Here is a 26,119-nt window from a genome sequence, read left to right on the forward strand (position 1 = left end):
GTGCGCCGCCAATTTTCCGGTTCGCGCAGAACCCTTGCGGGCGCCGGGCATCATTCATGTCCGCGCCCGTCTTTTTTTACCGCGTTATTCCGGCATCGGCTTGCCGTCGTTGAAATTCAGGAAACCACGCACGATGCGGTAGACATACCACACCCAGGTGACGCCCAGGATCACGAAGCCCACCAGGATCCAGGCCAGCGCCACGCCCAACACAGTGCCGAGCAAGGCCCACCAGAAAGTGCGGATCTGCCAACTGAAATGGCTCTCATAGCGCGTGCCGCGCGCATCGTCTCGCTTGACGTAGTTGATGATGACCGCCACCAAGCCGGTCAGGCCGACAAACAGGCTGATTGCCTGCAGGATATAGACCACCAGGGTCAGATTATTCAGTTTGCGTTCGTCTTCTTGCGTGATCACGTCCATCGACATCATGCCTCCCCGGCTCAAAATTTATGCAAAACAATTAACAAGATACCCTAGCCAGCAGCGCTTGCAAGCGCTGCTCGCAATGCCGCGTCAACGCCGCCTCCGCCCTGCCGCCGGCCAAAGCCAGCGCCACTTCGGCACTGCGGCTCCAGGCCTGCAGGCAGGATTCGCCGCCGGCGTCCGCCACCAGGATGGGCAGCGCTGGCGCAAACGGCTGGCCGGTCTGTTCGGACCACGCGCGGCAGCGACGGTTCGCCAGGTCCAGCAGGGAAAAGCTCTCCGCCGTCACCAACACATGGCTGAGACCCAGCAGCAGAATGCGCGCCGCCAGCCAATCCGCCGCATCGGCCAGCCGCGCCGACGTCTCCCCGCTCCGTTCGCGCCAGCGTTGCGCCGCCAGCAGCATGGCCATCGCGCGCAGTTGCGGCAAACGGCTTTCCAGCACGCCGCCGTCGCGTCGCGCGGCAGCCATCCACGCGGCGTCCGGCGCCGGGTGATTGGCGTAGCGCTCGCCGTCGGTCAACACTCTCACCGGCACGGCGTCGCTGGGACACAACAGGGACCAAGACTGGCGCGCGATTTGCGCGGCATCGCTGACTTCATTCATGGAACGGACCTCCTAGGGTCTGGCCTGGCTTCCGGAGGTCATGTATTTCGGGGAGGAAAAACAAATGCCGCCGGTAGCGCGGCGGCATTTATCGGGAATCTTTACTAGTGCTGGATCAATCTTTCAGTTCACAGCCATCCCTTGGCGCCGCCGGTGTGCGGTACCAATAAAAATAGCTGTTGAAGAAGGAGAAAGATTGAGTCATGTCGTCCATGCTGCCAATAATCGGCCCGGCTTGTCAAGAAAAACCCCGGAGCGCGCCCCGGGGTCTCGCTAAATAATACCGTTTACATATTAGGATAGTTGGGACCGCCGCCGCCTTCCGGCGTGGTCCAGACGATGTTCTGGCTCGGGTCCTTGATGTCGCAGGTCTTGCAGTGCACGCAGTTCTGCGCATTGATCTGCAAGCGCGGCTCGCCCTCTTCGCGGCCGACGATCTCATACACCCCGGCCGGGCAGTAGCGTTGTTCCGGCGCGTCGTACTTGGCCAGATTGAGCCGCACCGGCACGCTGGCGTCCTTCAGCTTCAAATGCGACGGCTGGTCTTCGCCGTGATTGGTGTTGGAGATGAACACCGAGGACAGACGATCGAAGGTCAACACCCCGTCCGGCTTGGGGTAGGCGATGGGCGAGCACTCGTCAGCCGGCTTCAGGCTTTGATGGTCCGCCTGGTGATGACGCAGCGTCCACGGCGCCTTGCCGCGGAACAAAAAGGTATCCAGCGCCGAATAAATCATCGCCGGCCACAGGCCCCAGCGGAACGACGGCCGGATATTGCGCACCCGGTGCAACTCCTCGTACAGCCAGCTCTGCTTGAACTTCTGACTGTAGGCGGTGGCTTCGCGCGCCGGCTGCTCCTGGCCCAACAGTTCAAACACCGCTTCCGCCGCCAGCATCGCCGACTGCATCGCGGTATGGGTGCCCTTGATCTTGGGCACGTTGAGGAAACCGGCGGTGTCGCCCACCAGCAGACCTCCGGGGAAAGTCAGCCGCGGCAGGCTTTGCAGGCCGCCCTCGGTCAAGGCGCGCGCGCCGTAGGACAGGCGGCGGCCGCCCTCGAACACCTTGCGGATCGCCGGATGGGTCTTGAAGCGCTGGAACTCCTCGAACGGCGACAGGTAGGGATTCTGGTAATCCAGGCCGATGACGAAGCCTACCACCACTTGGTTGTTCTCCAAGTGGTACATGAAGGAGCCGCCGTAGGTGGCGGTGTCCACCGGCCAGCCCACGGTATGGGTGATGCTGCCCGGCTGGTGCAGTTCCGGCTGCACTTCCCACAACTCCTTGATGCCGATGCCATAGGTTTGCGGATCGGCACCGTCGTGCAAACGGAAACGCTCAAACAAGGCCTTGGTCAAGGAGCCCCTACAGCCTTCGGCGAAGATGGTCTGCTTGGCCCACAGCTCCATGCCGGGCTGCCAGGCGTCGGTCTTCTCGCCGTCCTTGCCTATGCCCATGTCGCCGGTGGCCACGCCCTTGACCGAGCCGTCCTCGTGATAAAGCACTTCGGCGGCGGCGAAGCCGGGGTAGATTTCCACGCCCAGTTCCTCGGCCTGCTGGCCGAGCCAGCGACAGAAGTTGCCGAGGCTGACGATGTAGTTGCCGTGGTTGTGCATCTGCGGCGGGGTCGGCAGCTGGATGGATTCGGTTTCAGTCAGCAGCAGGAAGCGGTCGGACTTGGCCTCGGTGTTCAGCGGCGCGCCCTTTTCCTTCCAGTCCGGGATCAGCTCATTGAGCACCCGCGGTTCGATCACCGCGCCGGACAGGATGTGGGCGCCGATTTCCGAGCCCTTCTCCAATAGACAGACGCTGACCTCCCGGCCCTGCTCCGCCGCCAGCTGCTTCAGGCGAATCGCCGCGGTCAGCCCGGAGGGGCCGCCGCCGACGATCACCACATCGTATTCCATGTAATCGCGTTCCACTGCATCTCCTTAATCGCGCGCCGGGTTCAAAAGCCCCGCTACCGCATGCATGTTGCATGGCGCGCGATCAAAAATCAAACAACCGTTTAAAAACTGTCAGACGTCCGACCGCCGGCCGCCCGTCTGACTTCAATCTGTAAGGGTTCGCCCTGTTGCAAATGCACATCGCGCTGCGGAAAAGGCAGCTCGATGCCGGCCTTGGCCAACGCCCCGTCTATCATGTGACGCAGATCGCTGGCCACCAGCACGGAATCGGCGTCGCCGATGTCCAGCCAGTACTCCAGTTCGAACTCCAGCGCATCGGCGCCGAAGTTGCTGAACAACACCCGCGGCGGCGGCTCCTTGAGCACCAGGCCGTGACGCTCCGCCTCCGCCAGCAATAGATTGCACACCTCGCGCGGCGGGCTGCCGTAAGCCACGCCGATGGCGATTTTCCGACGAATCCGCCGGTTGCTGTACGTCCAGTTGGTCACCGCGCTCTCCACGAAGGTGGAGTTGGGGATCAGCGTTTCGATGCCGTCGCCGGCGCGCACCACCGAAGAACGCAGCCCTATGCTGCTGACGGTGCCGCTGATGCCGCCGACCTGGACGAAGTCGCCCACTTTCAGCGGCCGCTCCACCAAGAGCATCACGCCGCTGATCAGGTTCTTCAGCAGGTTCTGAGTGCCGAAGCCGATGCCGATCGCCAGCGCGCCGCCCAGAAAGGCGAACACCGTCAGCGGAATCTTGACCAGGTTGAGCGCGAACACCACCAGCAGGGCGATCACGCAGACATAACTCCAGCGCCACCAGATATTGGCGGCGGCCTCGCTGAAACCCAGCCTATGCGTGGCCAAACGCCGCAAAGCGCGCAGCAGCGCGGTGCTGGCGGCGTAGCCTATCAGCAGCACCAGGATGGCGCCCAGACTCTTGCCTATGGTCACGCTGCGGGTGGCCTGCACTTTCTGGCCGTTGATCTCCACGCTGTCGTCGGCGCTGAACAGTTCATAATTCCACAGCGCCCGCGCCGCCTGCAACACGCGCTCGCTCAGCCGGCGTGACACCTCCTGCGACGTGCCCTCCGCCGGCGCGCCGACGTCGAACTCCTGCTGCAACAGCAGAATGCCGGTCAAAGCCGCCTGCACCGGCTGCTGAGCGGCGTTGACGATATCCAGCCGCTGACGCAGCAGCTGCAGCATGGCCAGCGCGTGGCCGCTACCGCGGTCCAGACCGATCTCATGCTGCACGTCCGCCATCTTGGCCATCGTCAGCTCGGCCTCTTTTTGCAGATAGTCGCGCACCGCGCCCAACTCCTCGCCGGCCTGGCGGCTGGCGCTGGCCACTTCGGCCAAGTTGGCCGCCTTGCCTGTATACAGCTGGTAGCGGTATTCCCAAATACCGCCTTCCTGTGAATTGGCCTCTTGCCGGATGCGCGTCAGTTGCACCGCGAGGTCGCTATTGTCCAGAGCCTGGCGTTGCTCGACTGTGCGCTGGGTCAAATCCTGTAACAGCGCGGCCTGCGCCAGCGCGTCCTTTTTCTGCTTCAACGCGGCCAGTTGCTTCTCCAGCTCCTCCAACTCGGCCTTGACCCGGCGGCGGCGTTGCTCATGCGCGCCCATTTCCCGCTCCAGCCGCAGTCGTTCCTCCCCCAAGCGCCGCTGCACCCCGTCCAGCTCGGCCGGCTGAAAGCGGACCTGTTTGCCGATGCCGTCCAGTTGCTTGCGCCAAAGCTCCAGCTGCGCCTGCAAGGTTTGCTGGCGGATGCGCAACACCTGTCCCAAGGCGTCGAACTGCAACAGCTCCGATGCGCTGATGTCTCGGCGCCAGCGCGCGCCGTCCATCTTCCAGCGTAGCGCCTCGGCCTCTCCGGCCGCCGCGCCCTCCAACTGTTCCCGCACCTGGCGCAAGCTCACTTCATTCAGCTTGAGGCTGTTGCGCATCGCCTCCTGCATCTGCGACAACATCAGTTGCTGAGCCTGCTGGGTCTCTTTCTCCCAGCCGCCGGTCTGCAATCGGCTGCGCAAACCTTCCACCAAGGACACCGGATAGGGGCCGGCTTGCGCGAAGCCGCTCCAGTTCCGCAAAGCCTCCTCGGCCTCGGCTTGCTGCCTCAGCCTCTGATCGCGTTCGCCCGCGAGATCCAGCTGCCAGGCGTAGGACGCCACCAAACGTTCCAGCAAGGCGCGCCGAAACAGCAGCTCGCCCGGCGTCACGCCGGCCGGCAGCTTGTCCAGCTTGATGGTTTCCAATTGATCCAGCGCCTGCTGCCCTTCGGCCAACTTGTCCGCCAAGCTGACCGCGGGCGCCGAAGCCATCTGCTTGGCCGCGGGCTTGGGCGTTGCTGGCAAGGCCGCGTAAGCCGCGGCGCTCGACAAGAACCCGGCAAGCAAGCAACAGGTGAAAAAGAAGCGGCTCTTCACGCTAGGCATTTCATTGAACATGGTGGTGGACCTTGCCCCGGCGCAGACCGCCGACGGCAACTCGACGGCGCATTTTCGCACGAATCCGCAGGCGACACCCAGACGCAGAAAATGCCGAAAGCATGGCAATGCGTCAGATCACGCCCGCGTCGCGCAAACGGGCGATAGCCTCGGCGTCGTAACCGGCCTGCTCCAGCAAGGCGTCGGTATGCTGCCCCAGCCGGGGCGGCGCGTCGCGATATTGCGGCGGCGTGTCCGACAGTTTGATCGGGCAGGCCACCAGAGGCACCGCCTCGCCGTCCAAGCCCAGCAGTTCGATCTGCATCCGGCGGTGCCGGATTTGCGGGTCGGCGAAGGCCTCATCCACGGTGTTGATCGGCCCGCAGGGGACGCCAGCCTGGTCCAGTTGCGCCAGCCAGGCGTCGCGCGGCTGAGCCAGGAAGCCGGCGGCCAACAAGGGCACCAACACGTCCCGGTGCGCGACGCGCTGCGGATTGCTGGCGAAGCGGGGATCGTCGGCCAGTTCCGGGCAGCCAATCAGTTCGCACACCGAGCGGAACTGCCGGTCGTTGCCGCAGGCCAGGATGAAGTGGCCGTCGCCGGCGCACTTGAACACCTGATAGGGCACGATATTGGGATGGGCGTTGCCCAGGCGCGGCGGCACTGCGCCGCCCACCAACCAGTTCATATTGACGTTGGCCAACATCGCCAGCGCGCAGTCAAACAAGGCCATGTCGATATGCTGGCCGCGGCCGCTGCCTTGACGCGCCCACAAGGCGGCCTGGATCGCGTTGGCGGCGTAGAGCCCGGTGAACAGATCGGTGACCGCCACCCCTACCTTATGCGGTTCGCCGTCGGCCGGGCCGGTGATGCTCATCAGGCCGGACATGCCCTGCACGATGTAGTCGTAGCCGGCCATCTGCGCGTACGGCCCGTCCTGGCCGAAGCCGGTGACCGAGCAATACACCAGCCGCGGGTTGAGTTCGGCCAGGCTGGCGTAGTCCAGCCCGTACTTGGCCAGCCCGCCCACCTTGTAGTTTTCAATCAGCACGTCGGCGTCGGCGGCCAGCCGGCGGACGATCTCCTGCCCCTCCGGCTTGGCGATGTCCACCGTCAGCGATTTCTTGCCGCGGTTGGCGCACAGAAAATAGGCGGCGGTGCCGTCCGGCAGGCTGGGCGGCGCCCATTGCCGGGTATCGTCGCCGCAACCCGGGCGCTCCACCTTGATCACTTCCGCGCCCAGGTCGGCCAGCAACTGGCCGGTCCACGGCCCCGCCAATACCCTGGACAAATCCAATACCTTGATGCCTTCCAGCGCGCCCGTCATCTGCGTCTCCCGATACATGCAGCCCATCGAAAAAAAAGCGGCCCGGCAAGCCGGGCCTCCAAGGACAGACAGGAATAACGGCGCGGCCGGCCTCCCGGCCGCGCCGGCTTATCAGGCAAACGCCTGAATACCGGTCTGGGCTCGGCCCAGAATCAAGGCATGCACATCATGCGTGCCTTCGTAAGTGTTGACCGCCTCCAAGTTCATCACATGACGGATGACGTGGAATTCGTCGGCGATGCCGTTGCCACCGTGCATATCGCGCGACAGCCGGGCGATGTCCAGCGCCTTGCCGCAGTTGTTGCGCTTGATCAGAGAGATCATTTCCGGCGCGGCCTTGCCCTCGTCCATCAAGCGCCCCACGCGCAGCGCAGCGTGCAGGCCCAGCGTAATTTCAGTCTGCATATTGGCCAGCTTCAGCTGGATCAGTTGATTGGCGGCCAGCGGGCGGCCGAACTGCTTGCGGTCCAGCGTGTACTGACGCGCCGCGTGCCAGCAGAATTCGGCGGCGCCCAGCGCCCCCCAGGCGATGCCGTAACGCGCCTTGTTCAGGCAGCCGAACGGCCCTTTCAAACCCTTGACGCCCGGCAGGATGGCGTCCTCCGGCACCAGCACGTCGTCCATCACGATCTCGCCGGTGACGGAGGCGCGCAGCGAGAACTTGCCGTGGATTTTGGGCGCGGACAGGCCGGCCATGCCCTTCTCCAGCACAAAGCCGCGGATTTCATCGTCGTCGTCCTTGGCCCAGACCACGAACACATCGGCCTGCGGGCTGTTGGTGATCCACATCTTGCTGCCGTTGAGCAGATAGCCGCCGTCCACTTTGCGCGCCCGCGTCTTCATGCTGGCCGGGTCCGAGCCGGAGTCCGGTTCGGTCAGGCCGAAACAGCCCAGCCATTCGCCGCTGGCCAATCGCGGCAGGTATTTGTCTTTCTGCGCGTCCGAGCCGTAGGCCCAGATCGGGTGCATCACCAAGCTGGACTGCACGCTCATCGCCGAGCGATAGCCGGAATCCACCCGCTCCACCTCGCGCGCCACCAGGCCGTAGGCCACGTGGTTGAGACCGGCGCAGCCATAGCCTTCGATGGTGCAACCCAGTAGGCCAAGCTCGCCCATCTCGTTGATGATTTCACGGTCGAAGCGTTCTTCGCGGTTGGCGCTCAATACCCGCGGAAACAGTTTGTCCTGACAGTAGTCATAAGCGCTCTGCTGCACCATGCGTTCTTCTTCGCTCAGGCATTCGGCCAAAAGCAAAGGATCGTCCCAGCTGAACGGCGCGCGACTGGAGGGGGCTGCCATAAGTTCTGTCTCCGCGTTAACTTGTTCCGCATTGCGGAACTTGGTTTCACATTGCAGAATAGGCTAATCGCCGTCTGGACGGATGTAAAGCGTTTTTGCGAAACTCGACGCCCGCCCGCAGCGCGCAACCCAAGCGGAGGCTCACGAAACAAGATGGATGCAATGGATTTGGAAACGGATAAGGACCGGTTGTTCGTCACCGCGCTGGCGCGCGGGCTGGAAGTGCTGGCGGCGTTTCGCCCCGGCGAGCTAGCGCTGTCCAACCAGGAGCTGGCCAAACGCACCGGCCTGCCCAAATCAACAGTGTCGCGTTTGAGCTACACCCTGACCCGGCTGGGCTATCTGGCTCAGGACGAGGCCAGCGGCCACTACCGGCTGGGACTGGCGGTGCTGGCCTTGGGCTCCACGGTCTTGGCCAGCTACGACATCCGCCAGATCGCCGGGCCGCTGATGCGCGAGTTCGCTCTGGAACAAGGCATGTCCATCAGCCTGGCGCTGCGCGACGGCAGCGATATGGTTTATCTGGAAACTTGCCGCAGCCCGGCGCGCATCTCGGTGCAGCTGACTGTGGGTTCACGGGTGCCGCTGGCCACCACCGCCATAGGCCGCGCCTATTACGCCGGCTTGCCGGTGACCGAGCAGCTCAAGCTGCAGCCGGTGCTGGCCGCGCGCTACGGCGTGGAATGGGGGGAAATCAGCACGCGCTTGGAGGAGGCCCGCCAAGACTATCTGCGCCAAGGCTATTCCGCGTCCTTTGGAGAGTATGAACCGGATGTGATGGCGGTGGGCGTGCACTTGGCCGTGCCCGGCCAGCCGGCGATGGCGCTGAACGCCAGCGGCCCAGCCTTCGCCTTGAACGAAAGCGCGATGCGCGAACGCATCGCGCCGGCGCTGCAAGCGCTTCGGCTGCGCCTGGCGCCGCCGGGCTGAGCGCGCGTTCAAGCGGACTGGATGTAATGGACCAGGTGATTGATCACCTGCTCCTGCTCCTCTATGGTGGCGCGGACCAAGTCGCCGATGGACAACATGCCCATCACATCGCTGCCTTCCAGCACCGGCAGGTGGCGAATCCGCTTTTCCGTCATCAGGCCCATACAGTCGTCCAGCGTCTGGCTGGGCGTCACGTAAACCACGCGGCTGGTCATGATGTCTCGCACCTTGGTACCGGCGGAGGTGCGGCCCTGCAATACGATGCGCCGCGCGTAATCACGTTCGGAGAAGATGCCGACGATGCCGCCCTCCTCCATCACCAGCACCGCCCCGATGTCGTTTTCCGCCATCACCTGCAAAGCCTGGAACACCGTGCTCTCCGGGTTCACATAGACCAAGGCGCGGTTTGGCTTGCTGTCCAACAACTGTCTTACCGTTTGCATGCATGTCCCCTTTCAAACCGGCAATCCGGCCGTTCCCGTGGCCCTCTCCCGCCGCCAGACGACGCGGACGAGCGCCTACCAATCCACTATAGCGCAGGCTGCGGCGCCTCGGTAAACGCGCGAGCCTGCCCCAAGGCCGGAACCTCGCCGCTCCTCAGGCCCGGATCATGGTGCCAACGCCCGCATCGGTCAGAATCTCCAGCAACAGCGCGTGCGGCACTCGGCCATCGATGATGTGTACCGCGTTGACGCCGTTGCGCGCCGCGTCCAGCGCCGAGCTGATCTTGGGCAGCATGCCGCCGTGTATGGTGCCGTCGGCGAACAAGCCGTCCACCTGCAGCGCCGACAGCCCGGTCAACAACTTGCCGTTCTTGTCCAGCACGCCCGGGGTATTGGTCATCAACACCAACTTTTCCGCGCTCAAAGTCTCCGCCAGCTTGCCGGCCACCAGATCGGCGTTGATGTTGTAGGCTTCGCCGTCTTCGCCGACGCCGATGGGCGCCACCACAGGGATGAAGTCCTGGCTGTCCAGCAAGGACACCAACGCCGGATCGATGCTGGAGATTTCCCCCACTTGGCCGATGTCGATCTCATCATCGGTTTCGGACTTCAAATACATTTTGCTGGCGCGAATGAAATGCCCGTCCTTGCCGGTCAGGCCCACCGCCTTGCCCCCGTGCTTGTTGATCAACGAGACGATTTCCTTGTTCACCAAGCCGCCCAGCACCATTTCCACCAAATCCATGGTGTCCGAGTCAGTCACGCGCATGCCCTGAATGAACTCGCCCTGTTTGCCTACGCGGTTCAGCAGCTCGTTGATCTGCGGGCCGCCGCCGTGAACCACCACCGGGTTGATACCCACCAGCTTGAGCAAAACCACGTCCTTGGCGAAACCCTCTTTCAAAGCCGCGTCGATCATGGCGTTGCCGCCGTACTTGATCACCAGGGTCTTGCCGGCGAAACGGCGGATATAGGGCAGGGCTTCGGCAAGAATCAGGGCTTTTTCTGCTGCATCGGTCGGCACGGCGTTCTCCATGGTTGCGCCGGGCCGTTGCCGGGCCGGCGATATGACGGTTCTGACCTAATGGTCTGATCTGTTGCATTTTAATCAAGTCGGTTAATGAACTGTAATTTATTAATTGCAGAACAATGGCATTCTGCAATACATTCCACATCATTAATGAACCGATATTCATCTATATCCCAATGGCACAAGTCCCCGCCTCGCGCTGGCAGCGCAAAAAAGACGCTCGCCCCAGCGAAATCCTGGACGCCGCGCTGACCCTGTTCGTAGAGAAAGGCTTCAGCGCCACCAAGATGGAAGACATCGCCCGCGCCGCCGGCGTGACCAAGGGCACACCCTATCTGTACTTCCAGAACAAGGAAGAAATCTTCAAAGCCATGGTGCGCCACCATCTGTCCAGTCGACTCAACGCCTTCGTCGAACTGGAACAGCAACACACGGGGCCGGTGGGCGAGCTGCTGCAAATCCTCCTGCTCAAGTGGTGGGATGAAGTGGGCGCCACGCCGGCCGCCGGCCTGTGCAAGCTGGCCATAGCCGAAGCCACCAATTTCCCGGAACTGGCGCGCTTCTACTCCTCGGAAGTGATTTCCCCCTGTTTGAGCATGATCGAGCACATCCTGCGCCGCGGCATGGACAGCGGCGAATTCCGCGTCCTGCCCATCGCCAGCAGCAGCGACGCTCTGCTGGCCCCCCTGGTGATGGCGATGACCTGGGCCCACTCCTTCGCCAAAGTGGTGCCCGATGTCTGCGGCTACTCGCATCAATACTCCCGCGCGCACCTGAGCGAAGCCTTGCAGTTGGTGCTGCAAGGCCTAATGAATCCCACCTACGAGAATTGACATGAAAACCGCCGCTCACTGCCTCTGGCTAGGCATCGTCAGTCTGACCCTCGCCGCCTGCGGCAAACCGGAGGCGCCGCCGGAAGCCCCGCGCCCCGTCCGTTACGTGGTGGCCGGCGCCACCGCCCAGCAACAGGGCGATAGCTACTCCGGCGAAATCCGCGCCCGTCACGAGACCAATCTGGCCTTCCGCGTGGCCGGCAAAGTGGTGGCCAAGCTGGCCAATAGCGGCGATCGGGTGAAGAAAGGCCAGGTGCTGGCGCGGCTGGACCCCAGCGACTACGCGCTGGACTTGTCGGCCAAACAGGCTCAGCTGGCCGCCGCGCAATCCGACTTGAGCCAGCAGGAGCTGAACCTGAAACGCTACCGCGAACTGCTGTCCAAGCAGTTCGTCAGCCAGGCGCAGGTGGACGGCCAACAGAACGCGGTCAACGCCGCCCGCGCCAAGGTGGACCAGGCCAAGGCGCAACTCGCCGCCAGCCGCAATCAAACCGGTTACACCAGCCTGGTGGCGGACGCCGACGGCGTGCTGAGCCAAATGATCGCCGAACCCGGCCTGGTGGTGGCCGCCGGCCAGGCCATGGCAAGGCTGTCGCAGGACGGCGCGCGCGAGGCCGCAGTCCAGGTACCGGAGAACGCGCTGGACAAGGTGCGCCGCGCCGGCCAATTCCAAGTGCAGCTATGGAACGGCGGCGCGCCGATGTCGGGCACGCTGCGCGAGCTGGCGGCCGACGCCGATCCCGCCACCCGCACTTACGCCGCGCGCGTCGCCATCGGTGGCGACTCCAGCCGCCTGCAATTGGGGATGACCGCCAGCGTCGCCTTGCCCAATGCCGCCGACGCGCAGATGCGGCTGCCGCTGACCGCGTTACTGGACGAACAGGGCAAGCACTATGTCTGGCTGATCGCCCCCAACGGCAAGGTCGCCCGCCGCGCGGTGACGGTCAGCCGCGTCGACGCCGATTCCGCCACCCTGTCCCAGGGCGTGCGGCCGGGCGACAAAATCGTCACCGCCGGCATCCACCTGCTGCGCGACGGCCAGGCCGTAAAACTGTTGGAGCGCTGAGACGGCCATGAAAAAACTGAATCTGTCGGAATGGGCGCTGCGTCACCAGTCCTTGGTGCGCTACCTGATGGTGATGCTGATGCTGGCCGGCGTCTGGGCCTACACCCAGCTGGGCCAGAAGGAAGACCCGGAATTCACCTTCAAGGCCATGCTGGTGCAAGCCTACTGGCCCGGCGCCGGCACGCTGGAAATGGAACAGCAGGTCACCAACAAGCTGGAGGAAAAGTTGCAGGAGATGGGCGAGATAGACTACGTCCAAAGCTATACCAAACCCGGCGAAAGCCTGTTGCTGATTTCGGTTCGCGAGGACGTGCCTCCCAAGAACGTGCAGCAACTGTGGTACCAGGTGCGCAAGAAGATAGGCGATATCCGCGCCACTCTGCCCGCGGAAATCCAAGGACCGTTCTTCAACGACGAGTTCGGCGACACCTTCGGCAATATCTACGCCTTCGCCGGCGACGGCTTCAGCTACGAGGAAGTGCGCCAATACTTGGAGGACGCCAAGCGCGAGATCCTGCGCGTGCCGGACGTGGCCAAGGTCAGCTTGCTGGGCGTGCAGGAGCAGCGCGTCTACGTGGACCTGTCCACCGCCAAGCTGGCTTCGCTGGGGCTGGACACCGGCGCGATCTGGAAAGCCTTGCAACAGCAAAACGCGATGACGCCGTCCGGGGTGTTCGAAACCGCCAGCGACCGCATCTGGGTCCGCCCCAGCGGCAACTACGCCAGCGTGGAGGCCATCGCCGCCACCCCGGTCACCGTCAACGGCAAAACCTTTCGCTTGGGCGACATCGCCTCGGTCAAACGCGGCTACATCGATCCACCTCTCAGCACCATGCGCTTCAACGGCAAGCCGGTGCTGGGCATGGCCATCACCATGAAAGGCGGCGGCGACGTGCTGCGCCTGGGCAAGAATCTGGACGCCACCATGCAGCAGATCCAGTCCAAAATGCCGGTGGGCCTGGAAATTCATTCGGTTTCCGACCAACCCAAGGTGGTCAAGAACGCGGTTGGCGAATTCATGCGTTCGCTGGTGGAGGCGGTAGTCATCGTGCTGGCCGTCAGCTTCTTCAGCCTGGGCCTGCGCACCGGCATCGTGGTGGCGCTGTCCATCCCGCTGGTGCTGGCGATGACCTTTCTGGCCATGTATTTCTTCAACATCGACTTGCAGCGCATCTCGCTGGGTTCCTTGATCATCGCGCTGGGCCTGCTGGTGGACGACGCCATCATCGCGGTGGAAATGATGGCCCTGAAGCTGGAACAAGGCTGGAGCAAGTTCCAGGCCGCCACCTTCGCCTACACCAGCACCGCCTTCCCCATGCTGACCGGCACCCTGATCACCGCGGCCACCTTCCTGCCTGTAGGCATCGCCAAGTCCAACGCCGGCGAATACGTGTTCAGCCTGTTCGCCGTGGTCGGCATCGCGCTGGTGCTGTCCTGGATCGTCGCGGTGGTGTTCACCCCCTACCTAGGCTACAAGCTGTTGCCGGAAAACCTCCAGCACCACGAGGCGCACGATGTCTACGACAAACCGTTCTACCGCCGCTTCCGCCGGGTGGTGGAGTGGTGCCTGGAGCGGCGCAAGACCGTGATCGCGCTGACGCTGGCCGCCTTCGTGCTGTCCCTGCTCGCCTTCAAGCTGCTGGTGGCTCAACAGTTCTTCCCCTCGTCCAACCGGCCCGAACTGATGGTGGATATGTGGCTGCCGCGCGGCGCCAGCCATCAGGCCACCGAGCGCGAAGTGGAGAAACTGGAAGCCCTGCTCAAGCGCGACCCGGACATCGTCAGCGTCACCAGCTACGTCGGCAGCGGCAGCCCGCGTTTCTATCTGCCGCTGGATCAGCAGCTGCAACACCTGAACTACGCGCAGCTGATGTTGATGACCCGAGACGAACATGTGCGCGAAGACGTGAAGAAACGGCTGGAAAAGCTGTTCGACAACGACTTCCCCAATGTCCGCGGCCGGGTGACCCGGCTGGAGAACGGCCCGCCGGTGGGCTACGCGGTGCAATTCCGGGTGATGGGCGAAGACCACGCCAAGGTTCGCGCCATCGCCGCCCAGGTGGAAGCGCTGATGCGCGCGCATCCGTCCACCCGCCAAGTCAATATCAACTGGGGCGAGCAGGTGAAGGCCTTGCGCATCCGCATCGATCAGGACAAGGCGCGCGCGCTCGGCCTGTCCTCTCAGCAATTGTCGCAGCAGCTGCAGATGCTGATTTCCGGCGCCACCGTCACCAGTTTCCGCGAAGGCGACCAGGCCATCGCCATCGTCGCGCGGCTCAATCCGGACGAACGCAAGAATGTCGCCGGCCTCGGCAATTTGATGATACAAACCGGCAGCGGCCGCTTCGTGCCGGTGTCGCAAATCGGACACATCGAATACCAGCCTGAGGAAAGCATCATCTGGCGACGCAACCGCCTGCCCGCCATCACGGTGAGCGCGGACCCGGCGGAAGGCGCTCAGGGCGCGGACATCTCCCGGCAGTTGCTGCCCAAGATGCAGGCGCTGGAGCAAACGCTGCCGCTGGGCTATCACATCGAAACCGGCGGCAGCATGGAATCCAGCGCCAAATCGCAGAAAGCCATCGCCGCGGTGGCGCCGTTGATGCTGGTGGTGGTGGTGACCCTGCTGATGTTGCAGTTGCACAGCGTGCAGCGCACCATCATGGTGCTGCTGACCGCGCCGCTGGGCATGATAGGCGTGACGCTGACCCTGATCGCCTTCAGCGCGCCGTTCGGCTTTGTCGCCATGCTGGGGGTCATCGCGCTGTCCGGCATGATCATGCGCAACTCGGTTATCCTAGTCGACCAGATCGAACACGATATTCGCGATGGCATCGATCCCTGGCACGCTATTGTCGGCTCCACAATTAGACGTTTTAGGCCTATCATGCTAACGGCATTGGCGGCGATCCTGGCGATGATCCCGCTGAGCCGCAGCACGTTCTGGGGACCGATGGCCGTGGCCATCATGGGCGGGCTGCTGGTGGCCACGGTGCTGACCCTGCTGTTCCTGCCGGCGCTGTACGCGCAATGGTTCAAGGTGCGGCGGACGCAAGCCTGACGGCGCCTTGCCGCGCGATGAGACAAAACAAACCGAGCATATAAACACCAATGAACAAGACCCGATTCCGCTCGCCCCTGCTGGGCAGCCTGTTGTTGCTGGGTTTCGCCCTGCCTGCCCACGCCTTCGACCTGGTTGAAGCCTGGCGCGCCGCCCGCGACTACAACGCCGACTTCGCCGCCGCGCGCTCCGACCTCGATGCCGGCCGGGAAAAAGCGACGCAAGGCCGCGCGCTGTTGATGCCCCAGGTGGGCGCCACCGCCAATTACAATTACACCAATCCGATCGCTCCCGCAGGCCAAGGCCGTTACGACTCCACCACCTACGGCGTTAACTTGCAACAGCCGCTGTTCGATGTCAGCAAATACACCGGCTACCAAAAAGGCAAGCTGGCGACGCAGCAGGCGGAAACCAGCTTCAGCGCCGCCGAGCAGCAGTTGATCCTGGACACCTCGCAAGCCTATTTCAACGTGCTGCTAGCCAAGGACACCCTGTCCGCCACCAGCGCCAGCAAGAAAACCTTCCAGCAACAACTGGAACAGGCCAAGACCGCCTTCGAAGTGGGCACCGCCACCATCACCGACACGCATGAGGCTCAGGCCGGCTACGACGGCGCGGTGGCCCAGGAAATCAAGGCGATCAACAGCCTGGAACTGGCGGAAAACAATCTGCGCCGCGTCACCGGGCTGGACCCCAAGACCATCCAGCCGGTGCTGGACAAACTGCCGCTGGAACTGCCGACGCCGGCCACTCTGGAGGCCTGGATCGGGCTCGCCCTGCGCAACAGTCTGAGCATCAAGGCCGCCGAGCAGACGCTGGAAATCGCCGACAAGAACGTCACCGAGAAAAAAGGCGGCCACCTACCGGTGATCAGCCTGACCGCAGGCTACAGTGACACCCAGACCCGCGCCCCGATGCAGCAGCCCCACACCCGCGGCAGCAGCATAGGCGTCGGCGTCACCCTGCCCCTGTTCGCCGGCGGCGGCATCAACTCGCAAGTGCGCGAGGCGGCGGCGCAGCAGGAGTCCGCCAAGGACAAGCTGGAAGCCACCCGCCGCCAAGTGCGCGAAGACGTGCGTCGCACCTTCCTGGGCGTCACAAACGGCGCGGCGCTGGTGCGCGCTCAGGAGCAATTGCTGATCTCCGCCAAGAGCAAAGTGGAATCCACTCGACTGGGCAAGGAAGTGGGCATCCGCACCAATATCGACCTGCTGCAGGCCGAACAGGCTTACTACTCGACGCTGACCAGCCTGGCCACCGCCAAGTACGAGTACCTGATCGCGCGGCTGTCGCTGTCCCAGGCCGCCGGCCAATTGGATAGCGAGGTACTGAGCAAGGTCAACGCCGTCATCCGCCGTTAAGAACCTGTTTACGATCTGCTGCGCGTCGGCGATACGGCGTTGAAAACAGCATTCGAAATGCTCATGTACCACGTGTACATTCTGCTTTCTCAGCCGTTTTCGCCTTGTCTCGCCTTAGCTCGCGAGATCGTAAACACGTTCCAAGACCCCTTCTCCGCTGCCATGCCAACCGGCATGGCAGCCGCCTCCTTCCCCCTCTCCCTCCCCTCCGCTGACGTCCACGCAACAGGTGTTTAATTTTTTAGTGCGCGTGTAGCTTTTTGCTAAACACGAACATAGAATGCCTGAGACGGTCAGACAGCAATAATGAAAGCAAAAACCACGGAGCAGCCAGCCGGCGCCACGATAGACCGGCATCGCTCCGACACCGATTCGCGGCGGCCCGCCAGACGCGGCGCCAACCGCACAACGTCGAGGAGATAGCAGATGAGCAATAAGGATTTGATGCAACGCAAGGCCGACGCCACCCCGCGCGGCGTGGGCGTCATGTGCGGCTTCTTTGCCGAACGCGCCAAGAATGCCGAAGTCTGGGATACCGACGGCAAACGCTACATCGACTTCGCCGGCGGCATCGGCGTCTTGAACACCGGCCATCTGCACGACAAGGTGCAGGCCGCAGTCGCGGAACAACTGTCCCGCTTCAGCCACACCTGCTATCAAGTCGTCCCGTACGAATCCTATATCCGTCTCGCCGAACGGCTGAACCAGCTGACCCCGGGCCAGCACGCCAAGAAAACCGCGCTGTTCACCACCGGCGCCGAAGCGGTGGAAAACGCGGTGAAAGTGGCGCGCGCCGCCACCGGCCGCGCCGGCGTGATCGCCTTCGGCGGCGCCTTCCACGGCCGCACCCTGCTGGGCATGGCGCTGACCGGCAAGGTGGCGCCGTACAAAGTGGGCTTCGGCCCCTTCCCCAGCGACGTCTATCACGCTCCCTATCCCAACGCCTTGCACGGCGTGTCCGTGGAAGACTCCCTGCACGGCCTGGAAAAGCTGTTCAAATATGATGTCGATCCCAAGCGCGTCGCCGCCATCATCTTCGAACCGGTGCAGGGCGAAGGTGGTTTCTACGCCGCGCCCAGCGAATGGGTGGTACAGCTGCGCAAGATCTGCGACGAACACGGCATCCTGCTGATCGCCGACGAGGTGCAGTCCGGCTTCGCCCGCACCGGCAAGCTGTTCGCGATGGAGCACTACCCGGTACAGGCCGACCTGATCACCATGGCCAAATCGCTGGCCGGCGGCTTCCCGCTGTCCGCGCTGACCGGCCGCGCCGAGCTGATGGACGCCCCCGCGCCCGGCGGCCTGGGCGGCACCTACGCCGGCAACCCGCTGGCGGTGGCTGCGGCGCTGGCGGTGATCGACGTCATCGCCGAAGAGAAACTACTGGACCGCGCCAACCGCCTGGGCGAGCTGCTAAAGGAAAAACTGCACGGCCTGAAAGGCGCGGTGCCGCAGATCGCCGAAGTCCGCGGGCTGGGCGCAATGCTGGCGGTGGAGTTCAATCAACCCGGCAGCCCGCAACCCGACCCGGACTTCGCCAAGAAAGTGCAGACCAAGGCATTGGAATCCGGCCTGATCCTGCTGACCTGCGGCGTCTACGCCAATGTGGTTCGCTTCCTGTTCCCGCTGACCATAGAAGACGCGGTGTTCGAAGAAGCCCTGGCCAAGCTGGAAGCCGCGCTCAAAGCTTAAGCGCCTGTTCAAAATCCTAGGCCCGCGCCGCCCGCGCGGGCCTTGTCCGACACCTTCCGCGTTGGAGAGCCGCATGTTGAATTTGAAAGACCCCGCGCTGCTGAAGCAGCAGTGCTATGTGAACGGTGCCTGGCTGGACGCCGACAACGGCGAAACCATTCCCGTGACCAACCCGGCCACCGGCGAAACCATCGCCAGCGTGCCCAAAATGGGCAAGGCCGAGGCCGAGCGCGCCGTGGCCGGCGCGGCTGAAGCCTTCCTCGTCTGGAAACGCAAACCGGCGAAAGAACGAGCCGCCCTGCTGCGCCGTTGGTTCGATCTGGTGATGGCGAACCAGGACGACCTGGCGGTCATTCTCACCAGCGAGCAGGGCAAGCCGCTCTCGGAAGCCAAGGGCGAAATCGCCTACGGCGCGTCCTATATCGAATGGTACGCCGAAGAAGCCAAGCGCCTTTACGGCGACACCATTCCCTCCCCCGGCGTCGACAAACGCATCCTGGTCAACAAGGAACCGATCGGCGTCGCCGCAGCGATCACGCCGTGGAACTTCCCCAATGCGATGATTACGCGCAAAGCGGCTCCGGCGCTGGCCGCCGGCTGCCCGATGGTGGTGCGCCCGGCCAGCCAGACCCCGCTCTCGGCCCTGGCCCTGGCCGTGCTTGCCGAACGCGCGGGCATTCCCGCCGGCGTGTTCTCGGTGCTCACCGGCGGCTCAAGCGAAATCGGCGCGGTGCTGACCGGCAGCGACTCTGTGAAGAAATTCTCCTTCACCGGCTCCACCGAAGTGGGCCGCAAGCTGATCGCCCAATGCGCGGACACCGTCAAGAAAGTATCGATGGAATTGGGCGGCAACGCGCCCTTCATCGTCTTCGACGACGCCGACCTCGACGCCGCGGTGGAAGGCGCCATCATCTCCAAATACCGCAACGCCGGCCAGACCTGCGTCTGCGCCAACCGGCTGCTGGTGCAGGACGGCGTCTACGACGCCTTCGCAGAGAAGTTCGCCGTCGCGGTGGCCAAGCTTAAGGTAGGCAACGGCCTGGAGGCCGGCGTCACCCAAGGCCCGATGATAGACATGAACGCAGTGGCCAAAGTGGAAGAACACATCGCCGACGCGCTGGCCAAGGGAGGCAAGCTGGTGGCCGGCGGCAAGCGCCACGCGCTGGGCCACAGCTTCTTCGAACCGACGGTGATCACCGACGTCACGCCGCGGATGAAGGTGGCCAAGGAGGAAACCTTCGGCCCTCTGGCGCCGCTGTTCCGCTTCCACAGCGAGGCGGAAGCGATCCAGATGGCCAACGACACCGAGTTCGGCCTGGCCAGCTACTTCTACTCCCGCGATATCGGCCGCATCTTCCGCGTGTCCGAAGGTCTGGAATACGGCATGGTGGCGGTCAACACCGGCATCCTGTCCAACGAGGCCGCGCCCTTCGGCGGCGTCAAGCAATCCGGCCTGGGCCGCGAAGGCTCCAAATACGGCATCGAGGACTATCTGGAAATCAAATACGTGCTGCTGGGCGGCATCGACCAGTAAAGCGCCACGCCAATGCGAAACGGGCTGGAAAATCCAGCCCGTTTTTTTTTTGACCACTTCAACCCTGCACTTAGTGGAACTTGGCCAAGGTCTCCGACAAGGGAATGCCGGCCTCTTTCAGACACTCCGCCAGATCCCGCCAGGCCTCGTCGCGCTCGGGTGCCACGTCCGGCGTCACCAGCCACGGTGCGTGCGCGGCCACTTCCTCTCGGCCGCGCAGGCGGAAGCCCACTTCGTAGCCCTGCATTTCCGGCTGATATTCCGCGACGGCCTCCAGCTCTTGCACCCCGCCCGCGCTCGCGGCCAACAAGGCCGCGGTCACGCCCAGGCGCTTGCGGTTCCAGGCCCGCACGCCGGTCTGCACCGCCTCCCACCAGGGCAAGGGGGCGAACAACTCGGCCTCGCCGTACTCCATCTCGGCGCCCACGGCCTGCTGCACCAGCGGCATCGCCGCATCCAGCGCCTTGCGCGCCAGACGGCGCGCCTGTTCCGGCGGCAAAGCGCCGCGCTCCACCAGGAAGGGAATCCAGGCCAGCACCAGCTGCGGCTCGTTGGTCTTGCGCGCCGCCTCGTATGTGGCGCGCGAGGAATCCGGATCCAGCGGCGCGAAGTCGCAACCCGCATCCATCACCGGCGCCAGTTGCACCAGATCCTGGCAGGCGCGTTCGTTCAGCATCTCCAGAGAGAACAAAGTAGGCGAAATCCACAGTATCGACTGCTCCGGCACCTCCAGCGCGTCCGCCAGCGCCACTTCCAGCCTCTCCAGCTGCGGGAAATGCCACCACACGCCGCCCTGGGCGCGTGAAAACGCAAACGGCAAGGCCCATAGCTCGAACGACACCACCGCGCCGTCCTTGCGCATCACCTCGGGGAAAGCGATCGCGTCGCGCGCGCTATGCACCAGCAACTGCCGCGCGGCCGGTTGGGACAGCAGCGCCAGTTGCGACTCGGTGAACACGGCCTGGTCGCCGGCCGCCAACGCCATCTGAACCTCGCCGGCCAGCTGCGCGCGCTCCATCGGCTGATCCACCGCGCGGCGCGCCAGCTCCACCAATTGCTTCACCGCGCGGCCGCGCTCCGCCGGAGGCAGCGGCTCGGTAGGGCCGGTGCGCATCTCGCGCGGAACCGGGCCCGCGGCCTCCCGGTCGGCATAGGCCTTATGCAGGCGCTGATAAGCTTGCATCGCTTCGTCGCAAATCGCCTGCAACTGACCCACGGTCGGCATCTCGTCTTCATTGCTGAAATTGAAGTCGAATAAACGCAGACGCAGATTGCAGACATAGACCGTCACATTGTCCGCCTCGTCAAACAGCATGGCGCTGGTCAGGCCCTCGCGATCGCGGCCGGGAAAGTCCGTGTCATCGTCGCCAAGCAAACGGCATACAAAAGCCGGCGTTTCCGTATGGATCAGGTACTCGGAACCTTCCAGGCCCTGATCGTCGACGGCATCACCAAAAATGAAACGGTTGGGCAAGAACGGCTCGCCCTTGATGCGGGCATTACGCGGCAGGGATTTCATCTGGCAAGCGAATCTATTCAATAAATCAAATACTCATTGTACCTGCCTAGCGGGGCGGCTTGAAGTCCGCAGGCCAAATCAATCCTCTCCCCTCCATTGCGCCAGCGTCCGGCGCTGCTCGCCCGCCGCGTCGAAATTGTCCGCGGACAGCCAGGCTTCGAAGCCTTGCCGCAAGGCCGGCCACTCGTGATCCAGGATGGAAAACCAGGCGGTGTCTCGATTGCGCCCCTTGTAGACCATGGCCTGCCTGAACACGCCTTCAAAGCGGAAACCCAGCCGCTGCGCCGCCCGCTGCGAAGGCAGGTTCAGCGCATCGCACTTCCACTCATAACGGCGATAGCCCAGCTCAAAGGCCTGGCGCATCAATAGATACATCGCTTCCGTCGCCGCCGGCCTGCGCTGCAGCAAGGGAGAGAAATTCAGATGTCCGACTTCGATGCAACCCATCTTCGGATCAATTCGCAAATAGGCGGCCACGCCCAGAGCCACCCCGCTGACCGCGTCCACGATCGCATAAAAATGCGGATCGCGGCGCCATTGCTGCTCGGCCAGCCAGCCGTAGTAGTCGGCGTAATCGGCAAACGGCCCGTAACTCAGATAAGTCCAGTTGCGCGCCGCCGCGTCCGCGCCCATCGCCGCGAACAAAGCGGGACCGTGCCGCTCCGCCTGCAGCGGCTCCAGCCGGCAGAAGCGTCCCTGCAGGTCCGTCTTAGGCGGCCAAGCCGCCTCACGCCAGTCGACCACCGGCCATCCCACCGCCTGGTCCAGGGCGTTGGCCTCGCCCGCCTGCGCCATGCCCGTTTCCAACATCGCTTCCCCTTTCAGCATGCGCAGGACACGGCGACGCCGACGCGCGCCGTGGTCGCGTAGCCATCGCGCACCCACCAATCCAGGCCTCCTTGCAGTTCGCGCACATTGAAGCCGAGACGCGCCAGCTTCAAAGCGCCCTTGGTCGACGCGTTGCAGCCTATGCCGTCGCAGAACGACACCAGGACCGCATCCTTGGGCAAATGCGCGGTGCTGGCCTCATCCATGATCCGGTGCGGCACGGACACGGCGCCAGGCAGGGTTTCCTTGCGGAAGGCCTCTTCCGCGCGCGCGTCGATCAACACCAGTTTCTCCCCGGCTTGCAAAGCGCTCCAGACATCGGCAGCGTCCATCTCGTACGCCAGCTTGGCGGCGTAAAACTCCTGCTGACTCAACATTTTTTTCTCCTGCGGCTCTGGGAATGCTGTTAGCCTAAGCGACAAGTCATACCCCAAACAGTGCCACCATGCAAAATCTGGAGGAACCACTTTGTCCGCCGAGTGGTTGATCGACTTCCTGCGCCAGCGGCTGCAACGTCAAGGCGCTGAAAGCCTGGCGCGCCAGCTCTACCGTTTATTGCGCGAACTGATCCGCGCCGGCCAGTTGGCCGGCGGCGCGCCCTTGCCGGCCAGCCGCGCAATGGCGGCGGAACTGGCTCTAGGCCGCAACACCATTCTCAACGCCTACGAGCAACTGGGTGCCGAAGGCTATCTGGAAAGCCGTCACGGCTCCGGCACCTATGTCGCCGCCCTGTTCAGCCCCCACGCCTCCCCGCCGCAGCGCGCTCAGCAATCCCCGGGACTGTCGCAACGCGGTCAACGCGTCTCCGGTCATTGCACGCTGCCCACCGGGCTGGCCGGCGCCTTCGCCCCCGGCACGCCGGAGCTGAAACAATTCCCCCACGCTCAATGGCAGCGTTGTCTGCAAAACCATATCCAACGCCCGCAACTGGATCATCTTCATTATCGCCACGACGGCGGCCTGCCCGAGCTCAAGCGTTCCCTCAGCCAATACCTGTATCTATCGCGCTCCGTTCGCTGCCAGCCGGAGCAAATCGTCATCATCCAGGGCGCGCAACAAGGACTGGAACTACTTGCCCGGCTGTTGGCCGATCCCGGCGACGCCGCCTGGGTGGAAGATCCCGGCTACAGCGGCGCGCAAGCCGCGCTGCGCGCGTCGGAATTGGACATCGTCCCGATCCCGGTCGACGCCCAGGGCATGGCCCCAACGCCCGCGCATCAGGCCGCGCCGCCGCGCCTGATTTATATCACGCCGTCCCATCAATACCCGACCGGCGTCGTCATGTCGCTGGCGCGGCGGCTAGCGCTGCTTCAATTAGCCAAGCAGCACGACAGCTGGATCATCGAAGACGACTACGACAGCGAATTCCGCTACTCCACCCACCCCATCGCCTCCCTGCAAGGCCTGGCCGACAGCGAACGCGTCATTTATCTCGGCACCTTCAGCAAAGTAATGTTTCCGGCGCTGGGCCTGGGCTATCTGATCCTGCCGGAAGAATTGGTGGAACCGTTCCGCCGCGTGCAGGCGCGCTTGTACCGGGAAGGCAATTATCAGGTGCAGGCGGCCTTGGCCGATTTCATCGAACAAGGCCATTTCGCCCGCCACATCAAACATATGCGCGAACTCTACCAACTGCGGCAACAACTGCTGCGCGGCACCCTGCAGCGCGCCTTGGGAGACGCGTTGCCGCTGTCCGCAGGCGAAGCCGGCCTGCACTTGGTCGCGCAACTGCCGGCCGGCTTCGCTGAAGAGGAACTCAGCCAGGCCGCCGCCCGGCAGCAACTGTGGCTGCGCCCGCTGGCCAAGCACTTCATCGGACGGCCTGACCGCAGCGGGCTGGTGCTGGGCTACGCCGGAGTGGATGAACAGGAACTTCACGCCGCCGCGCTCAAGCTGGCGGCGCTATTGGAAACGCGATGGAAGTGAAACCTACGCTGCTGGTCAGCGCCTGCCTGCTGGGGCAGCCCGTGCGCTACGACGGCCAGGCCAAATCACTGGCCGAACAAGACTGGACGCGATTGCGCCGGGATTTCACCCTGATCCCCGCCTGTCCCGAATGCATGGGCGGCCTGCCTACGCCCAGACCCGCGGCGGAGTTGCGCGGAGGCGACGGCGCTGCCGCGCTGCGCGGTCAGGCCACGGTGGAAACCGCCGCCGGCGAAAATGTCAGCACCGCCTTTCTGCGCGGCGCCCAGGCCAGCCTGCGCCTGGCTCAGGCCCATGGCTGCCGACAAGCGCTGTTGAAGGCCAACAGCCCCTCATGCGGCACGCTCCGCATCTACGACGGCGAATTTTCCGGCAAGCTCAAGAATGGGGAAGGCGTGACCGCCAGCCTGTTGCGACAGGCCGGCATCAAGGTCTGTTCGGAGGATCACATAGAAGAATTGCTCAAAGCGCCTGGGGAGTAAATCCCCTAGACGCTCTCGTTAACGACGTTTACAGAAACTCGAGGCGACCACCGCTCAAGTGATACATCGCGCCGGCGATCTTGATCCGGCCCTCCTTCTCCAGCTTGGCCAGCACATCGCTGCGCTTGCGGATCTGATCGATGGTATGCAGCACATTGCTGCGCGCCACCGCATCGACGAACTCCGCATTCTTGCTGCTGCGCTCGCCATCGTACTTGGTCAGAGAAATCGCCGGCCGAATGCGCGCCAGCAAACCCGTCAGATTGCCCAGCTCCACATGGTCGATAGCCCCCTTGATCGCGCCACAGGCGGTATGTCCCATCACCAGCACCACCTTGGCGCCGGCAACCGCGCAGGCGAACTCCATGCTGCCCAGCAAGTCGTCATTCACCACATTGCCGGCCACCCGGGAATTGAAGGTTTCGCCGATGCCCGCATCCATCACGATTTCCGCCGGCGCGCGCGAGTCTATGCAGCTGAGTACCACCGCGGCGGGGTATTGCCCCTCGGCGCTGGAACGCTTTTGCGCCAGGTAATCGTGCTGCATCGGCTTGCCGGTGCGGAAACGTTCATTGCCCTTGGCCATCTCCGCCAGCACCTGCTCCGGCGTCATCGCGTCCCGCTGCGTCTTGCTCAAAGACGCCGCGTAAGCCACGCCGTTCACGCCCCCGTTGGCGCCGATGGCAAATAGCGCCGCCGCGCCCAGCGCGGTTTTCATCACCGTCCGCCGGCCGATGGTTTCGCCGCAATTCACTTCCCGACACAGATGCTCGCTCATTCGCGTCCTTTCCTAGTGCAGTGGTATAAAATTTTTTAATTTTATTTAGCAACTATCTAATTAGATGATAGTTCGCGACTTAGTTCACCGCACGGGCAATTAGGACATGGAGATGAAAAGTGCGGCTCCCGCAGCCGACAGCCGGACACCAAGAAGAAGAGAAACAAGAAAGAAATAGAGAAAACAAACGGAAGAAACCGACACAGACGAGTCACCCCAAACGCAGCAAGCCTCCCATGGGGAGGCTTGGCTGTGGCGCCGAGGCGCAAATGCATAAAGCCCAGCTCGTATGAGCTGGGCTTCGCAATGGGGCGTCTGGCGGTGTCCTACTTTCACATGGCGAATGCCACACTATCATCGGCGCTAAGGCGTTTCACGGGTCCTGTTCGGGATGGGAAGGCGTGGGACCACCTCGCTATGGCCACCAGACATAAACTGGTACAAACTTGAAGAAGCCTGGGTCGATACTCGATCAACCCGCATATATTCGGTATTTAATTGTGTCGCACATCCACCAACTCGTCGCTCAGTTTCCCAAGCCACTCAAATGATAGGATCAAGCCTCACGAGCAATTAGTATCGGTTAGCTTAACGCCTCACAGCGCTTCCACACCCGACCTATCAACGTCCTGGTCTCGAACGACTCTTCAGGAGGG

General features: G+C 63.5%; 21 protein-coding genes and 2 rRNA genes. 9 read left to right on the top strand and 14 right to left on the bottom strand.

The window, feature by feature from the left end; all coding sequences use genetic code 11:
* Window positions 1-84 precede the first annotated feature (84 nt).
* From B0T39_RS15830 to B0T39_RS15855, 6 genes are all read right to left on the bottom strand, one after another.
* Complete coding sequence (locus B0T39_RS15830; protein WP_081548261.1) at window positions 85-423, bottom strand: DUF4870 family protein; 339 nt, start codon at window positions 421-423, stop codon at window positions 85-87.
* Between the two features lie 40 nt (window positions 424-463).
* A complete protein-coding gene (locus B0T39_RS15835; protein ID WP_081548233.1) occupies window positions 464-1,033 on the bottom strand; it encodes a hypothetical protein in 570 nt (189 codons plus the stop codon).
* A gap of 287 nt (window positions 1,034-1,320) precedes the next feature.
* Window positions 1,321-2,940 (bottom strand): electron transfer flavoprotein-ubiquinone oxidoreductase, encoded by a 1,620-nt coding sequence (locus B0T39_RS15840; protein ID WP_081548262.1) that lies wholly within the window; start codon window positions 2,938-2,940, stop codon window positions 1,321-1,323.
* 101 nt (window positions 2,941-3,041) lie between these two features.
* The gene (locus B0T39_RS15845) at window positions 3,042-5,309 is read right to left on the bottom strand and encodes a mechanosensitive ion channel domain-containing protein (RefSeq protein WP_141111257.1); all 2,268 of its coding nucleotides are present in this window, start codon (window positions 5,307-5,309) and stop codon (window positions 3,042-3,044) included.
* Between the two features lie 178 nt (window positions 5,310-5,487).
* On the bottom strand, window positions 5,488-6,681 hold the full coding sequence (locus B0T39_RS15850) for a CaiB/BaiF CoA transferase family protein (RefSeq protein ID WP_081548237.1): 1,194 nt from the start codon (window positions 6,679-6,681) through the stop codon (window positions 5,488-5,490).
* A 111-nt stretch (window positions 6,682-6,792) separates the two neighbouring features.
* A complete protein-coding gene (locus tag B0T39_RS15855) occupies window positions 6,793-7,980 on the bottom strand; it encodes an acyl-CoA dehydrogenase (protein WP_081548239.1) in 1,188 nt (395 codons plus the stop codon).
* Between the two features lie 162 nt (window positions 7,981-8,142).
* Here B0T39_RS15855 and B0T39_RS15860 point away from each other — a divergent pair, with 162 nt between their 5' ends.
* Window positions 8,143-8,910: an IclR family transcriptional regulator gene (locus tag B0T39_RS15860; protein ID WP_081548241.1), complete on the top strand. Its 768-nt coding sequence runs from the start codon at window positions 8,143-8,145 to the stop codon at window positions 8,908-8,910.
* Between the two features lie 8 nt (window positions 8,911-8,918).
* Here the strand turns inward: B0T39_RS15860 and B0T39_RS15865 are convergent, their stop codons facing one another.
* Both B0T39_RS15865 and argB read right to left on the bottom strand, forming a co-directional pair.
* Complete coding sequence (locus B0T39_RS15865) at window positions 8,919-9,353, bottom strand: CBS domain-containing protein (protein ID WP_019100867.1); 435 nt, start codon at window positions 9,351-9,353, stop codon at window positions 8,919-8,921.
* A 154-nt stretch (window positions 9,354-9,507) separates the two neighbouring features.
* A complete protein-coding gene (gene argB, locus B0T39_RS15870) occupies window positions 9,508-10,377 on the bottom strand; it encodes an acetylglutamate kinase (protein ID WP_141111258.1) in 870 nt (289 codons plus the stop codon).
* Between the two features lie 182 nt (window positions 10,378-10,559).
* On the opposite strand from argB, the gene B0T39_RS15875 reads away from it, so the two are divergent.
* From B0T39_RS15875 to B0T39_RS15905, 6 genes are all read left to right on the top strand, one after another.
* Window positions 10,560-11,216, top strand: coding sequence for a TetR/AcrR family transcriptional regulator (locus tag B0T39_RS15875; protein WP_081548245.1), 657 nt, complete (start codon window positions 10,560-10,562; stop codon window positions 11,214-11,216).
* Between the two features lies 1 nt (window position 11,217).
* Window positions 11,218-12,282, top strand: a complete 1,065-nt coding sequence (locus tag B0T39_RS15880; protein WP_081548247.1) for an efflux RND transporter periplasmic adaptor subunit — start codon at window positions 11,218-11,220, stop codon at window positions 12,280-12,282.
* Window positions 12,283-12,289: 7 nt separating this feature from the next.
* Window positions 12,290-15,343: an efflux RND transporter permease subunit gene (locus B0T39_RS15885; protein ID WP_081548248.1), complete on the top strand. Its 3,054-nt coding sequence runs from the start codon at window positions 12,290-12,292 to the stop codon at window positions 15,341-15,343.
* A 50-nt stretch (window positions 15,344-15,393) separates the two neighbouring features.
* Window positions 15,394-16,704, top strand: a complete 1,311-nt coding sequence (locus B0T39_RS15890; protein ID WP_081548250.1) for a TolC family outer membrane protein — start codon at window positions 15,394-15,396, stop codon at window positions 16,702-16,704.
* Between the two features lie 426 nt (window positions 16,705-17,130).
* The gene (gene gabT / locus B0T39_RS15900; RefSeq protein ID WP_081548252.1) at window positions 17,131-18,396 is read left to right on the top strand and encodes a 4-aminobutyrate--2-oxoglutarate transaminase; all 1,266 of its coding nucleotides are present in this window, start codon (window positions 17,131-17,133) and stop codon (window positions 18,394-18,396) included.
* Window positions 18,397-18,469: 73 nt separating this feature from the next.
* On the top strand, window positions 18,470-19,930 hold the full coding sequence (locus tag B0T39_RS15905) for an NAD-dependent succinate-semialdehyde dehydrogenase (RefSeq protein ID WP_081548253.1): 1,461 nt from the start codon (window positions 18,470-18,472) through the stop codon (window positions 19,928-19,930).
* Between the two features lie 70 nt (window positions 19,931-20,000).
* Here B0T39_RS15905 and B0T39_RS15910 read toward each other — a convergent pair whose 3' ends face one another.
* The 3 genes from B0T39_RS15910 to B0T39_RS15920 form a co-directional block, all read right to left on the bottom strand.
* Window positions 20,001-21,449, bottom strand: coding sequence for a hypothetical protein (locus B0T39_RS15910; RefSeq protein WP_081548254.1), 1,449 nt, complete (start codon window positions 21,447-21,449; stop codon window positions 20,001-20,003).
* Window positions 21,450-21,527: 78 nt separating this feature from the next.
* Window positions 21,528-22,259, bottom strand: a complete 732-nt coding sequence (locus tag B0T39_RS15915) for a GNAT family N-acetyltransferase (protein WP_240937479.1) — start codon at window positions 22,257-22,259, stop codon at window positions 21,528-21,530.
* A gap of 11 nt (window positions 22,260-22,270) precedes the next feature.
* Window positions 22,271-22,654, bottom strand: a complete 384-nt coding sequence (locus B0T39_RS15920; RefSeq protein WP_081548255.1) for a rhodanese-like domain-containing protein — start codon at window positions 22,652-22,654, stop codon at window positions 22,271-22,273.
* Between the two features lie 91 nt (window positions 22,655-22,745).
* On the opposite strand from B0T39_RS15920, the gene B0T39_RS15925 reads away from it, so the two are divergent.
* Both B0T39_RS15925 and B0T39_RS15930 read left to right on the top strand, forming a co-directional pair.
* Window positions 22,746-24,203 (top strand): PLP-dependent aminotransferase family protein, encoded by a 1,458-nt coding sequence (locus tag B0T39_RS15925; RefSeq protein WP_081548256.1) that lies wholly within the window; start codon window positions 22,746-22,748, stop codon window positions 24,201-24,203.
* Complete coding sequence (locus B0T39_RS15930) at window positions 24,194-24,685, top strand: DUF523 domain-containing protein (protein WP_081548257.1); 492 nt, start codon at window positions 24,194-24,196, stop codon at window positions 24,683-24,685. The genes B0T39_RS15925 and B0T39_RS15930 overlap by 10 nt, the downstream gene beginning before the upstream one ends.
* 28 nt (window positions 24,686-24,713) lie before the next feature.
* Here the strand turns inward: B0T39_RS15930 and B0T39_RS15935 are convergent, their stop codons facing one another.
* The 3 genes from B0T39_RS15935 to B0T39_RS15945 all read right to left on the bottom strand — a co-directional run.
* A complete protein-coding gene (locus B0T39_RS15935) occupies window positions 24,714-25,463 on the bottom strand; it encodes a carbonic anhydrase family protein (protein WP_081548258.1) in 750 nt (249 codons plus the stop codon).
* Between the two features lie 313 nt (window positions 25,464-25,776).
* A 5S ribosomal RNA gene (rrf, locus tag B0T39_RS15940) occupies window positions 25,777-25,892 on the bottom strand.
* 123 nt (window positions 25,893-26,015) lie between these two features.
* A 23S ribosomal RNA gene (locus tag B0T39_RS15945) occupies window positions 26,016-26,119 on the bottom strand; the annotation flags it as partial.

This window comes from Chromobacterium haemolyticum, from assembly GCF_002081825.1.
In the GTDB taxonomy this organism is placed as follows: domain Bacteria; phylum Pseudomonadota; class Gammaproteobacteria; order Burkholderiales; family Chromobacteriaceae; genus Chromobacterium; species Chromobacterium fluminis.

Bases quoted from the DNA above. Each gene is read 5' to 3' on its own strand.
- B0T39_RS15830 (WP_081548261.1), bottom strand. From the start codon at position 423: ATGGACGTGATCACGCAAGAAGACGAACGCAAACTGAATAATCTGACC.
- B0T39_RS15835 (WP_081548233.1), bottom strand. From the start codon at position 1,033: ATGAATGAAGTCAGCGATGCCGCGCAAATCGCGCGCCAGTCTTGGTCC.
- B0T39_RS15840 (WP_081548262.1), bottom strand. From the start codon at position 2,940: ATGGAATACGATGTGGTGATCGTCGGCGGCGGCCCCTCCGGGCTGACC.
- B0T39_RS15850 (WP_081548237.1), bottom strand. From the start codon at position 6,681: ATGACGGGCGCGCTGGAAGGCATCAAGGTATTGGATTTGTCCAGGGTA.
- B0T39_RS15855 (WP_081548239.1), bottom strand. From the start codon at position 7,980: ATGGCAGCCCCCTCCAGTCGCGCGCCGTTCAGCTGGGACGATCCTTTG.
- B0T39_RS15860 (WP_081548241.1), top strand. From the start codon at position 8,143: ATGGATTTGGAAACGGATAAGGACCGGTTGTTCGTCACCGCGCTGGCG.
- B0T39_RS15865 (WP_019100867.1), bottom strand. From the start codon at position 9,353: ATGCAAACGGTAAGACAGTTGTTGGACAGCAAGCCAAACCGCGCCTTG.
- B0T39_RS15875 (WP_081548245.1), top strand. From the start codon at position 10,560: ATGGCACAAGTCCCCGCCTCGCGCTGGCAGCGCAAAAAAGACGCTCGC.
- B0T39_RS15880 (WP_081548247.1), top strand. From the start codon at position 11,218: ATGAAAACCGCCGCTCACTGCCTCTGGCTAGGCATCGTCAGTCTGACC.
- B0T39_RS15885 (WP_081548248.1), top strand. From the start codon at position 12,290: ATGAAAAAACTGAATCTGTCGGAATGGGCGCTGCGTCACCAGTCCTTG.
- B0T39_RS15890 (WP_081548250.1), top strand. From the start codon at position 15,394: ATGAACAAGACCCGATTCCGCTCGCCCCTGCTGGGCAGCCTGTTGTTG.
- gabT (WP_081548252.1), top strand. From the start codon at position 17,131: ATGAGCAATAAGGATTTGATGCAACGCAAGGCCGACGCCACCCCGCGC.
- B0T39_RS15905 (WP_081548253.1), top strand. From the start codon at position 18,470: ATGTTGAATTTGAAAGACCCCGCGCTGCTGAAGCAGCAGTGCTATGTG.
- B0T39_RS15910 (WP_081548254.1), bottom strand. From the start codon at position 21,449: ATGAAATCCCTGCCGCGTAATGCCCGCATCAAGGGCGAGCCGTTCTTG.
- B0T39_RS15915 (WP_240937479.1), bottom strand. From the start codon at position 22,259: ATGTTGGAAACGGGCATGGCGCAGGCGGGCGAGGCCAACGCCCTGGAC.
- B0T39_RS15920 (WP_081548255.1), bottom strand. From the start codon at position 22,654: ATGTTGAGTCAGCAGGAGTTTTACGCCGCCAAGCTGGCGTACGAGATG.
- B0T39_RS15930 (WP_081548257.1), top strand. From the start codon at position 24,194: ATGGAAGTGAAACCTACGCTGCTGGTCAGCGCCTGCCTGCTGGGGCAG.
- B0T39_RS15935 (WP_081548258.1), bottom strand. From the start codon at position 25,463: ATGAGCGAGCATCTGTGTCGGGAAGTGAATTGCGGCGAAACCATCGGC.